This window comes from Streptomyces griseicoloratus (assembly GCF_014534645.1).
In the GTDB taxonomy this organism is placed as follows: Bacteria; Actinomycetota; Actinomycetes; order Streptomycetales; family Streptomycetaceae; genus Streptomyces; species Streptomyces griseicoloratus.
In genome coordinates this window covers 307,979-319,703 of sequence record NZ_JACVQF010000184.1, presented here as the reverse complement: position 1 = coordinate 319,703, position 11,725 = coordinate 307,979, and the positions used below count along the sequence as shown (strand labels likewise).

General features: G+C 73.5%; 12 protein-coding genes. 2 read left to right on the top strand and 10 right to left on the bottom strand.

The features are described from left to right. Positions 1-64: 64 nt before the first annotated feature. Positions 65-1,981 (bottom strand): hypothetical protein, encoded by a 1,917-nt coding sequence (locus tag H0H10_RS12760; RefSeq protein ID WP_188181028.1) that lies wholly within the window; start codon positions 1,979-1,981, stop codon positions 65-67. A 30-nt stretch (positions 1,982-2,011) separates the two neighbouring features. Beyond that, complete coding sequence (locus H0H10_RS12755) at positions 2,012-2,542, bottom strand: tetratricopeptide repeat protein (RefSeq protein ID WP_188181027.1); 531 nt, start codon at positions 2,540-2,542, stop codon at positions 2,012-2,014. Positions 2,543-2,677: 135 nt separating this feature from the next. Here H0H10_RS12755 and H0H10_RS12750 point away from each other — a divergent pair, with 135 nt between their 5' ends. Further along, positions 2,678-3,106, top strand: a complete 429-nt coding sequence (locus tag H0H10_RS12750) for a hypothetical protein (protein ID WP_188181026.1) — start codon at positions 2,678-2,680, stop codon at positions 3,104-3,106. 87 nt (positions 3,107-3,193) lie between these two features. On the opposite strand, the gene H0H10_RS12745 is transcribed toward H0H10_RS12750, so the two are convergent. The 8 genes from H0H10_RS12745 to H0H10_RS12710 form a co-directional block, all read right to left on the bottom strand. Then, entirely contained in the window at positions 3,194-4,678 is a 1,485-nt protein-coding gene (locus tag H0H10_RS12745; protein WP_188181025.1) for a DUF1996 domain-containing protein, read from the bottom strand. Between the two features lie 131 nt (positions 4,679-4,809). Further along, complete coding sequence (locus H0H10_RS12740; RefSeq protein ID WP_188181024.1) at positions 4,810-5,463, bottom strand: LuxR C-terminal-related transcriptional regulator; 654 nt, start codon at positions 5,461-5,463, stop codon at positions 4,810-4,812. Next, a complete protein-coding gene (locus H0H10_RS12735; protein WP_188181023.1) occupies positions 5,448-6,713 on the bottom strand; it encodes a sensor histidine kinase in 1,266 nt (421 codons plus the stop codon). Before H0H10_RS12735 ends, H0H10_RS12740 begins: the two co-directional genes overlap by 16 nt. A gap of 69 nt (positions 6,714-6,782) precedes the next feature. Further along, complete coding sequence (locus H0H10_RS12730) at positions 6,783-7,784, bottom strand: NAD-dependent epimerase/dehydratase family protein (RefSeq protein WP_188181022.1); 1,002 nt, start codon at positions 7,782-7,784, stop codon at positions 6,783-6,785. Positions 7,785-7,844: 60 nt separating this feature from the next. Then, positions 7,845-8,429 carry a winged helix-turn-helix domain-containing protein gene (locus tag H0H10_RS12725; RefSeq protein ID WP_188181021.1) on the bottom strand — a complete coding sequence of 195 codons (585 nt, stop codon included), beginning with the start codon at positions 8,427-8,429 and terminating at the stop codon, positions 7,845-7,847. A 383-nt stretch (positions 8,430-8,812) separates the two neighbouring features. Further along, positions 8,813-9,844 carry a glutamine synthetase gene (gene glnII / locus H0H10_RS12720; RefSeq protein ID WP_188181020.1) on the bottom strand — a complete coding sequence of 344 codons (1,032 nt, stop codon included), beginning with the start codon at positions 9,842-9,844 and terminating at the stop codon, positions 8,813-8,815. 235 nt (positions 9,845-10,079) lie between these two features. Next, a complete protein-coding gene (locus tag H0H10_RS12715) occupies positions 10,080-10,730 on the bottom strand; it encodes an SCO2207 family protein (protein ID WP_188181019.1) in 651 nt (216 codons plus the stop codon). Between the two features lie 98 nt (positions 10,731-10,828). Further along, positions 10,829-11,197, bottom strand: coding sequence for an arsenate reductase family protein (locus H0H10_RS12710; RefSeq protein WP_188181018.1), 369 nt, complete (start codon positions 11,195-11,197; stop codon positions 10,829-10,831). 174 nt (positions 11,198-11,371) lie between these two features. On the opposite strand from H0H10_RS12710, the gene H0H10_RS12705 reads away from it, so the two are divergent. After that, complete coding sequence (locus H0H10_RS12705; RefSeq protein WP_188181017.1) at positions 11,372-11,686, top strand: hypothetical protein; 315 nt, start codon at positions 11,372-11,374, stop codon at positions 11,684-11,686. The last annotated feature ends 39 nt before the right edge of the window (positions 11,687-11,725 follow it).

Genomic DNA, 11,725 nt, shown 5'->3' with positions numbered 1-11,725 from the left:
AACCCTTGTGCGAGTACTTGTTGACGCCAGTGTCAGCTAGATGGGGCAGGGAGGGAGCGGACTCTCACCGCAGGCCGCTGATCGTCCGTCCGTCGTCCAGCGTGCCCTTCAGGTCGGCCCGCGCCCCCTGTTCCGCCTTCGCCGTCAGCAGGTTCCCCTCGGCCGAGGCGCTGATGCCGCCCGTCGCCCGGACCGACTCCGTGTCCCGGCTGCCGGCGGCCACCAGGTACCAGCGCCCGCCCTCCGACTTCCACAGCACCCCGGCCAGCACATGGGGATCGCGCCGGCCGCACGCCGGCACGTCCTCGGCCTTCGCCACCACCGCCGCGAGCTTCGCGCCCGGCGGCCGGAACTGCGCCATCACCCGGGCCCCGCCGCCCCTCCAGGTCTCGGCACGGGTGCACACCCAGGCGGCCGAACCGTCCCCGGGCAGCGGCTGCGTCGCGAACTCCCAGGCGTTCACCGACCGCACGCCCTGCCCGCGCACCGCGCCCAGCGAGCAGGCGTACGGCGCCCAGGTGCGCAGCGCCGCGGCACCCGACGCCTCCTTCGCCGCCCCGGGCCGCCCGGTGGTGAGCCGGGCCGGCACCAGCTCCCCGAGGTCGCTCAACAGACGGGTGGTGGAGCCGTCGGTCAGCTGGAGCACGTTCCACGACGTGCACCCGCCGCTGCGCTCGGCGGGGCCGGCCAGCGGCGCGGTCACGCCGTCGGTCAGGGTCAGGTCCATCGCCCCCGAACCCGGCCTGGTCAGATCCCGCTCGGCCGCCCCGGTCACCCAGGGAGCCGTCAGATAGCGGACGTTGCCGTCGGCCCGGCCCAGGACCACCGCACCCGCCTCGGCCCGGCCGGCCCCGTCGGTCCGCGCGAGGTCCAGGGCCGCGCCCGCCGTGCCGTCCTCCGGCTCCGCGTACCGGGCCACGCGCAGACCGTCGTAGAGGATCACCACGCGCGCGCCGTCGACGGTCCCGGCGTACAGCAGCTGGGGCGGTCCGGACGGGCCGCCGGCGGGGGTGCCCGGGGTCGCCGCCACCCGGACGGTCCCGCCGGGCCGGGCCCACACGGCCAGGGCCCGCCGCAGCAGCCTCTTGTCGCCGGTGAGGTCGCCGCGCGCCGGCCACACCGAGAAGTCGGTGCGCGCGGAGGTCCGCCAGGCCCCGGGGGCGGCCTTCGTCAGCCTGCCGGGGTCGAGCGCCGCCCGGGCCGCCGGGTTCTCGGCGTACGGCGGGGCGGCGGCGCCGTCGGGCCCCCAGCCGCCGTCGGGCAGGCCGAGCAGCGTCCCGCACACGACGAGGGCGGCACCGGCGACCAGCGCGGCCCGGGTGCGCTGCCGGCGCCGCATCAGATCGGTCGGCCGGGCCTGCAGCGAGCAGGGATCGAACTCGGGGGAGCCGAGCAGCGCGTACGGTGCGTCGACCTCGTCGGCCTCGCGCAGCGCGGCGTCGGCGTCCGGGGCACCGGCGGCCCGCAGCACCTGCCGTACGTCGCCGTCGGGGAGCCGTTCCAGACCGCGCAGCACGTACGCGGCCCGGCCCGCCGCCGACAGCGCGGACAGCCGCTGGTCCAGGGCGAGTTCGGCGGCCCCGCCGGAGCGCGGGAAGAGCTTCAGCCCCCACACCTGGGGCAGCAGCGGCGGCAGCTGGGACCGCCTGGGCCAGGCCCGGCGCTTGAGCGGCAGACACGCCTCCAGCGCCGTACGCACCACGCGCAGGCGGACCAGGGCATAGCCGGGATCGCCCTCGCGGCCCGCCGACTGCGCCGGGATCACCGGCGTCGCCGTACGGCTCCGGGGCAGCGCACGCTGGGTGAGGGAGTGCGCCGTCAGCACCCGGCGGCTCCGGCCGAGCCCCGGCGGCAGGACCAGGTAGGCGAGCCGGACCAGGTGCGGGTAGTGCTCGACGAGCGCGGCCTCGGCCTGCTCGACGTCGACGACCGGGTCGGTGGCGGGCGGTGCGGGGCGCGGAGCGACATCCTGTGACTGCACGTCCAGCAGAACGAGCCGGTCGGCGCTTGGTCACCGCCCCCCGGACGGTTCCCGGCCGGCCGGCTCGACCAGCGCCCGCGCGTAGTTGGCCATCGACCGCTGGTAGCGCGGCAGGTGGGGCGCGAGCGCGCCCAGCACGAGCGACAGTCCCTCGCGGTCGCGGCCGAGGCCGGCCAGGCACAGCGCCAGCGTGGCGCGGACGGCGTCGTCCAGCTCGTCCGAGGGCGCCTCCAGCTCCGGCGTCAGCAGCGCGACGCCCTCCTGCGGACGCCCGATGTTGCGCAGGGAACTGGAGAGCTGGATCTTCGCCCGGCGGGCCTTGTAGCGGCTGAGGTCACCCAGCCCGCGGACCAGCGCCTCCCGGTAGAGGGGCACGGCCCTGTCCGAGTGGCCCGTCGAGTCCCAGGCGCAGGCCCGCTCGAACAGGCCGAGCGGGCTGTCCCCGGGCAACTCGGCGGCCAGCGCCTCGATCACGGCACGGAAGGCCGCCCCGTCCTGCTCGGCGTAGTCGTCGAAGGAGGCCCAGACGGCGGTGACACGATCTTCCCAGTCCTTGTCCACCGGGACACCTTCGCACGGGCGCGCCCGCCCGGGCACGGGGTTTTGAGCGCCCCGCGCCCCGCGGCCGTATCGATGTCCAGGAGCCCCCGGCCGGGGGCTCCGTGCGGCACGTCGCCGGAAGGACCGGAGGAACACATGAGGCTGACCCGACCGATGCTCGCGCCGGCCGTCGCGGCGGTACTGGCGCTGACGGGCTGCGGATCCGGCGGGGACGGCGGGACGGCCGTCCCCGAGACGGCGACCGGGAGCCTGGAGCACCTGGCCGCCGAGGTGCGGTGCGAGCCGGACATGCAGGCCGACGCCGACACGGTCCGCCAGGCCATCTGCGAGAAGGGCGACGAGAAGTACATCCTCGCCACCTTCGCCACCGACCGCGGCCAGCGCGAGTGGATCAACACGGCCAAGGACTACGGCGGCCACTACCTCGTCGGCCGCAAGTGGGTCGCCGTCGGCCACGAGGACGTCCTGGCCGGCCTGCGCGGGCGGCTCGGCGGCACCCTGGAGCAGGGCGCGCGGCACGGCGGCGGCACGCACTCGGCCGGGCACGCCGGGCACGGCGGCTGACCGCGGTCGCGCGGGGGACCCGGACACGCGAGGAGCCGGTGGCGGTCCGACCGCCACCGGCTCCCTCCCCGCGGCCGGCCGGCGGGACTACTGGCAGTCCTCGCCGCTGTTGATGCACTCGACCACCTGGTCCATCAGGTCCTCGTCCATGACGTTGATGAAGTCGTTGTGGTCGGTGACCGGCTTGTGCAGCTGCTCCGGGAAACTGTCCACGGCGTACGGGTTCTTCACCTGGCCGTTCTCGACGACCGGGGTGGGGATGTCGTACACCAGGCGGACCTGGAGCTGGGGGATCGCCTGGAAGCCGTCCGGGCAGCTGCCGTCCTCCTGGACGAACGCCATGTGGTCGCGGTGGTTGGCGCTGTCGGTGTTCCGGCCGTCCCAGCAGCTCTGGAAGTTGGCCGTGCGCACCACCTGGCTGCCGTCCGGGCAGAGCGGGTACTTGTCCGTGATCTGCCGGTCCTCGAAGCCGGTGCAGCTCCACGAACTGTTGGCGTTCGCGTCGCCGTTGGTGAAGGACTTGGCGTCGCCGGTGATGATGCGCAGGAACTTCGGCATGGCGACGACGTCGCCCCGCTTGTTGCCGACGAACTTCAGCTCTGCCTGGGCGGGCTTCAGGATCCGGCCGACGTTGCCCTCGGCGCCGCCGCCCTGCTCGCCTGCGTCGAACTCCTCGGTGCCGTCCTGGAGGCGCAGCACCGGCCAGTAGTAGGTGGACTTGTCGCCCTGGTTTTGGCAGGAGGTGTCCGCGTTCGCCAGGTCCTCGTCGCTGGAGAAGGCGTCGTTGTCCTGGTTGCCGACGTAGTCGTGGGTGTGGTGCGCGCCGTTGTCGACGCCCGGCGCCGCGATCAGGTTGTCGCTGTTGAACAGGTTGTTCTCGTTGACGCCGCAGTCCGTGGTGAAGGTCCCCGTGGAGCCGCCGTCCCCGTCGGCGGCCAGGCCGTTGCGGCTGTTCCGGGAGTTCGGCTCGACGTCCTCGATGGCGATGAAGTCGTCGGCCACCGGGCCCGCGGCGCCGTTGCCGTTGTCGTCCTGGTCCTGCCCGCCGTCCTGGCCGTCCTGACCGTCCTGGTCCTGGCCGCCGTCATCGGTCTGCGGCTGCTCCGCGGGCTGTCCCTGGCACTCGGCCAGGTCGTCCAGTCCGTCGTCGGCGTCGCCGCCCGCCCGGTCGATCTCCAGCTGGATACGGTCGATGATCACCTTCCGGCGGTCCTTCAGCGGTCCCAGGATGCTGTTGCGGACGAACTGCCCGTCGCGTGCCTGCGCGTCCCGCGTGGTCGCCAGGCGCTGGTAGGCGTCGGTGATCTGACGGTCCAGCGTGGCCAGCTCGCCGTCGACCTCCCCGCGCGCCCGGTCCGGCACCCCGGAGATCCGCTGGCCGACGTCGGGACAGTCGATCGTGGCGACCTGCGCCGCCGCGGACCTGGTCCGGTTCTGCGCGGGGTCCTCCTCATGGGCCGAGGCGTAGAAGTTGGCCCAGATCAGCCCGCCCCCACCGAGCGCCAGGGCCGCCGCCCCGGCTATGGCCTTGGTCGCCAGCGGCGTACGGCGTTTTCGTGTGTTGCGTCCCATGGAACTCCTCTGACTTCCTTGCGGGGCGTCGAGGCGCCCGACAGGAGTGAAGCGGCTCCCTTCCATACGGAGTCCGTCCCACGGGTGTTCAGCCGTACCGGAAATCAGTGGGGCAGGTGGGGCCGGTGGGGTCAGCGGCCGTGGTCGAGATAGGCCAGGACCGCCAGCACCCGGCGGTTGTCGTCGTCCGAGACCTCCAGGCCGAGCTTGGCGAAGATGTTCGCGGTGTGCTTGGAGATCGCCCGTTCGGTGACGACGAGCTTGGCGGCGATCGCCGCGTTGGTCCGGCCCTGGGTCATCAGCTCCAGCACCTCCAGCTCGCGGGGCGTCAGCCGGGCGAGCGGCCGGTCGTCCGCCGCACGCCGGGTCAGCAGCTGCTGGATGACCTGCGGGTCCATCGCCGTACCGCCCGCCGCCACCCGCCGTACGGCGTCCACGAACTGCGCCGCGTCGAACACCCGGTCCTTGAGCAGGTACCCGACCCCGCCGCTGCCGTCGGCCAGCAGTTCCCGCGCGTAGAGCTGCTCCACGTGCTGGGAGAGGACCAGGACCGGCAGCCCGGGCCGCTTCCGGCGGGCGTCCAGCGCGCACTGCAGCCCCTCGTCGGTGTGCGTGGGCGGCAGGCGCACGTCGACCACGGCGATGTCCGGCTCCAGCTCGGACAGGGCACGGGACAGCTCGGGGCCGGACTCGACGGCCGCGACGATCTCGAAGTCATGGGCCTGGAGGAGCCGGACCAGGCCGTCGCGCAGCAGGAACAGGTCTTCGGCTAGGACAACGCGCAAGGAATCTCCATGGTGACCATGGTGGGACCGCCGACGGGAGAGCTGACGGCCAGGACGCCGTCGAATGTACCCAGTCGCCGCTCCACCCCGGCCAGACCCGACCCCGTGCCGATCACCGCGCCGCCCCTGCCGTTGTCGGTGACCGTGAGGCGCAGACGCCCCTCGGAGTGGTGCACGTCGACCCAGACACGGTCGGCGCCGGAGTGCTTGACGGCGTTGGTCAGGACCTCGCTGACCGCGAAGTACGCCGCCGACTCCACGGGGGCCTCCGCCCGGCCGGGCAGGTCCACCTCGACGTCGACCGCGACCGGCAGCCGCAGGGCCAGCGCCCGTACGGCGTCCCCCAGCCCGCGTTCGGCGAGCACCGGCGGGTGGATGCCGCGCACCAGGTCGCGCAGCTCCGCGAGGGCGTCGGCGGAGGACCGGCGGGCCTGCGCCAGCAGCTGCCTGGCCTGCTGCGGGTCCTTGTCGAGCAGCGCCTCGATGGTCCCCAGGTCCATGCCCATGGCGACCAGCCGGGCCTGCGCCCCGTCGTGCAGGTCCCGCTCGATGCGGCGCAGCTCGGCGGCGGAGGTGTCCACGGCGTCGCGACGGGTCTCGGTCAGGACGCGCACCCGCTCGGCCAGCTCGCCCCGGCCGCCGCCGAGGAGGGCCCGGGTGAGCAGGAAGTGGCCGCGCAGCATGCGCGGGGCGAGCCAGTGGCCGGCCAGCAGCAGTACGGCACCGAGGGCGCCGGCCCAGAGCGCGGAGACCTGGCCGGTGACGGGCACGAATCCGTACCAGTACCCGTTGGGCAGGACGCGCCACAGCCCGACCGCGATCGCGAGACCCTCCAGCGGGTAGAGCACGAGCGCGGCGGACAGCAGCGCGGTGGCGAAGCCCGCCGTCATGTCCGCCACCAGCCAGCCGAGGTCCCGCCAGGTCGCCGGGTCGCCGAGCATGCCGAAGGTGCGCGTCCACGGGTTGGCGCCCTTGGGCAGCGGCCGGTACGTCCGCGGGATGCGCACCCCGGCCCACTGGGCGGCGAGCAGCCGCCGCGAGTCCGCGAACGCCCGCACCGCCGTCAGCACCCACGGCGTCGTGACGATGCCGACCCCGATCGGGACGAGGGCGATGGACACGACGGACAGGACGAAGCACAGGATCGCGCCGGGCAGGGAGATCAGTGCCAGCGCCAGTCCCCGCACGGCCGCCAGCGCGACCGCCCGCGTCCCGGTGAGCCCGCTGTCGCTCTTCGTCTCGGTGTTCATGGAGCCAGTCTGGCGCGCCGGACGGTCGCCGGTCATGGGGCCGGGCACCCGGCTGAGGGGTGGTGCCGGCTACACCCCCTCGGCCGCGAGGACCCGTGCCTCCGTCTCGGGGTCCAGCCCCACGGGCGGCCGGTCCGGGCGCTGAGGAGCCGTGCCGCCGATGTCCGTCAGCCAGCGCCAGGTGTCGGCGACCGTGTCGGCGGCGGGCCGGCAGCGCAGCCCCGTGGCCAGGGCCCGGGAGACGTCCGCCCGGTGCAGGGCGTCGTGCAGGTCGCTGCCCGGCGGCACCCACACCGGCAGCTGCGTCCACGGCTCGATGCCGGCGCCGAGGACGGCGTCGGGGCCCGTCCAGCGCAGTTCGGCCGCTGCGCCCGTCGCCCGTGCGCAGGCTTCCAGCAGGGCTTCCATGGTGGTGTGCCCCGGCGGAGCGACCAGGTTGTACGGTCCGCTCAGCTGCTGTGCCACCGCGCCGAGGGTCCACTCGGCGAGGTCCCGGACGTCGATGTACTGCAGGGGCAGGTCCCGCGGGCCCGGGGCGAGCACCGGGCCGCCGCGTGCGACGCGGTTCAGCCACCACGGCAGCCGGCCGACGTTCTCGTACGGCCCGAGGATCAGCCCGGCCCGGACGAACACCGAGCGGTCCGCGCCGAAGGCGTCCAGCGCGGCCAGTTCGCCGCCGCGCTTGTCCCGGGCGTAGTCCGTCCCGCCGGCGTCCGCCGACGCGCCCGCGACCAGCGGCGCGTCCTCGGTGTATCCGGCGGCCGGAGGCCAGGCGTACACCGAGCAGCTCGACACGTACACGTACCGGGCGGCGCGATTCCGCAGCAGCCGTGCCGCGTCCCGTACCGCGCGGGGCGCCGCCGACCAGGTGTCGACGACGGCGTCCCACGCGCCCTCGGCCAGGGCGGTGAGCCCGTCCGGCGCGGTGCGGTCGCCGTGCAGCGACCGCACCCCGGGCGGTGGCGCGTGCCGGCCCCGGTGGAAGACGGTCACCTCCCAGCCGCGCCCGAGGGCCGCCTCCACCACGGCCCGTCCGACGAACTCCGTACCGCCCAGCACCAGTAGCCTCATGCCGGTCACTCTGCCGGGGGCGCGGGCCGGAGGGAACGGGTGTCTGCTGTCGGCAGAGGGTCAGCGGCCGGCCGGCGGCGTGTACTTGTAGCCCACGCGCCGCACGGTCTGGATCGTCTGCCGGTGCTCGGCGCCCAGCTTGCGGCGCAGCCGCGCGATGTGGACGTCGACGGTGCGGCCGTCGCCCACGTGGCCGTAGCCCCACACCGTGGTGACCAGGTGGTCGCGGGTGTGCACCCGGTGCGGATGCGTGACCAGGTGGGCGAGCAGTTCGAACTCCAGGTAGGTCAGGTCGAGTTCGCGGCCGTCGACGGCGGCCGTGCGCCGGGTGGTGTCGACACGGACGAGCGGGTCGCCGGGGCCGTCGCCAATCCCGGTGGCCTCCGCCGTGCGGCCGGGGGCGGCGGACGGCGGGAACGGCGGCTGCTGGTCGGCGGGCACGAGCACCAGGTAACCGACCATCGGCGGCCGGCCCGGCAGCGCGGGCAGGGCGTGCGGGGGTGCGGGCAGCCAGGTGGCGCCGGGCGGCAGGAGGTCCGCCACGCCGACCGCCTCGTCGTGGCCGACGGCGCGCAGCCGGTGCCGGGACCCGGTGGGGGCGGGGGAGTCGAGGGTGACGGTGGACAGGGAACGGGTGGTCGCCATGAGACGTCAGCTCTTTCGCGCGAGATGTTCGTCGGAAGGGGCGACGGCCGCGAGTTCGTGGTCGGGCGCGCCGCGGGGACGTACGTCGTGCGCGCTGGCCGGGGCCGGGTGTACGGCTTACAGGGCCCGCGCGTTCAGCGCGCGGCAACACACCCGGTCGAAGTCGTGGTGCTGACGGGAAGGCCAGAAGGGCTCCAGGTCATGGCGACCCGTCGCTGCGTACTTCCGGAAGCTGGCCATGGTCCCATTGAAGCAGACGCGGGGCCGGGACAGGAGCCCGCTCTCACAGCGTGGACGCCCGGCCGGCCGGGAGGGCGTCGCGGAAAGCCGCAGGGGCGCCCACCTCGACGGTGGACGCCCCTGGCGGAGAAGCAGCGGGCGGATCAGACCTGGCCGGCCTTCTCCAGGGCCTCGCAGCAGGTGTCGACGAGCAGGCGGGTCACGACGTACGGGTCGACGTTGGCGTTGGGACGGCGGTCCTCGATGTAGCCCTTGCCGTCCTTCTCGACCTGCCACGGGATGCGGACGGAGGCACCACGGTCGGAGACGCCGTAGGAGTACTCGTTCCACGGGGCGGTCTCGTGCAGGCCGGTGAGGCGGTCGTCGATGCCGGCGCCGTAGTTCTTGACGTGGTCGAGCGGCTTGGAGCCCTCGCCGAGCGACTCGCACGCGGTGATGATCGCGTCGTAGGACTCGCGCATCGCCTTGGTGGAGAAGTTGGTGTGCGCGCCGGCGCCGTTCCAGTCGCCCTTGACCGGCTTGGGGTCGAGGGTGGCGGCGATGTCGAAGTCCTCGGCGGTGCGGTAGAGCAGCCAGCGGGCCACCCACAGCTGGTCGGAGACCTCCAGCGGGGACAGCGGGCCGACCTGGAACTCCCACTGGCCGGGCATGACCTCGGCGTTGATGCCGGAGATGCCGAGGCCCGCCTTCAGGCAGTTCTCCAGGTGCGCCTCGACGACGTCACGGCCGAAGATCTCGTCGGCGCCTACGCCGCAGTAGTAGCCGCCCTGCGGGGCCGGGAAGCCGCCCTTGGGGAAGCCGAGGGGGTAACCGTCCTTGAAGAAGGTGTACTCCTGCTCGATGCCGAAGATCGGCTCCTGGGCGGCGTACCGCTCGGCGACCTCGGCCAGCGCGGCGCGCGTGTTGCTCGGGTGCGGGGTCAGGTCCGTGTCCAGGACCTCGCACAGCACCAGGACGTCGTCGCCGCCGCGGATCGGGTCGGGGCAGGAGAAGACCGGCTTGAGCACGCAGTCCGAGGAGTGGCCCTCGGCCTGGTTGGTGGAGGACCCGTCGAAACCCCAGACCGGGAGGGCGTCCAGACCGGCGGGGGCACCCGGGATGATCTTCGTCTTGGAACGGAGCTTGGCCGTCGGCGAGGTGCCGTCGATCCAGATGTACTCAGCCTTGAAGGTCACGGGGCCACATCCTTCGGGGTGGGTCTGGGTGCACTGCGGGTGCTGCGGCGCTGCGGCACCGGGGCGCCGCTTTCACTGCCGGGAGCTTGTCAACAGGCGATTTCCCGGCCATTGCCCGTATGTGAACCCCGTGTTACCTGGGTGTGGTGTGCTGTGTTTCACGGTGTGAGCGCGGTGGAGGCGGCGGCGGGGTGCGGTTCGTGCCGCCGCCTCGCCCGGCGTGGCAGTCCGGTCCTCACCCCACCTTCTCGATCAGGGCCCGCCGGATCAGGAACTTGCCCGGTTCGCGGACCTGCTCGAAGGCCGCGTTGTTCAGCAGGGCGCAGCTTCCCGAGACGGAGGTGACCTCGACCGTGGTGGACTTGTCGTTGTCCAGGTTGGTGACCTTGAGCCGGGTGCCCACCGGGAACTGGTTGCTGGACGCGGCGGGCGCGCCGCCCTCGCCGGAGAGGGTGACGGTGGAGCCGTTGCACACCTGTTGACCGGCCTGCTCGCCGGCTGCCTGTTCACCGCCCTGCCCGCCGGCCTCCTGACCGGCCTGCGGGGGCTGCGCGGTGGGGGAGTCCTGAGCCGACTCCCCGACCGCGCACCCGGAGGCCTCCTGCTTGCGCCGGATCTCCTCGACGACCGCCTCCCGGTTGGCGATCCGCGCCGCGGACTGCGCGTCGGGATTGGCCCGCTGGTCCTCGATGAACCGCTGGTTGTTGCCGAGTGCGGTGGCCAGGCCCTGGCAGACGGACGAGTCCTGGGCGGACCGGGTGGCCGGCGCGGGCGGCGTGGCGTTCGAGGTGCTCGCCATCACGAAGGCCCCGCCGCCCGCCACCGACGCGGCGCCGACGAGCAGCGCGATCTTCTTCTTCGTACCGAGAGTTCTCCTGCGCGGCATGCGCGCCTCCTGAAGAGGTAGGGGAGCGTACGCCGCTATGTACGGGATACCGAACGGGGTTACTCAGCGGTCACGGAGATCCGTCTGGGTAACCTGCGTCACAGGCGCCGTCGGGACACGGCGTCCCGGACGGCGTCATCGGTGCGGGCGACGACGGCCGTTCCGTCGTCCGCGGTGATGATCGGACGCTGGATCAGCTTCGGATGCCCGGCGAGCGCCGTGATCCAGCGGTCGCGTGACGCCTCGTCACGGGGCCAGTCCTTCAGCCCCAGTTCCTTCGCGGCGGCCTCCTGGGTCCGGGTGATGTCCCACGGCTCCAGGCCGAGCCGGGTCAGGACCTCGCGGATCTCGTCCTCGCTCGGCACGTCCTCCAGGTAGCGGCGAACGGTGTAGTCGGCGCCCTCGGCGTCGAGCAGGCTGATGGCGCTGCGGCACTTCGAGCAGGCCGGGTTGATCCAGATCTCCATACGGCACACGGTAGCCCGAGGGGCGCGAAAACCCGTTTCCCCCATGCGCCACCACACCCCCAAAGCCCTTGTGGCCAGGGGCTTTTGTCAGTGGTGGGCGGTAAAATAGAAGCAGTGTTCGAGGGTGTCGCCGGGGTGTCCGGACGGCACCCTGACCGCGACAGGAGGATGCCCGTGCCCGCTGCCGCACTCAAGCCGACGCCGTTGCCCACCCAGTCGACCGCCAAGCGCCCCGTCCTGCTCGACCTGCCCTACGCACCCGTGGAGAAGCGTCCGCTGCCGGCGGGCCGGCCCCGCGAGTGGTACGTCACCCACAACCGCCGGCTCAAGGCGATGCGGCTCGCCATCGCCCTGCTCGACTCCGGCGTCTACCTGCCGAACCAGGCCCGCAACGAGAGGATACGGAGCACCGCGGAGCTGATCGGCGTGCACCCGCCGTCGGACACCACGTGCCACATGGTGCGGGCGCTGATGCGGTACTCGCGCTGAGCGGTGGCGCCGGGCACCCGTCCGGGTGCCCGGCGCCGT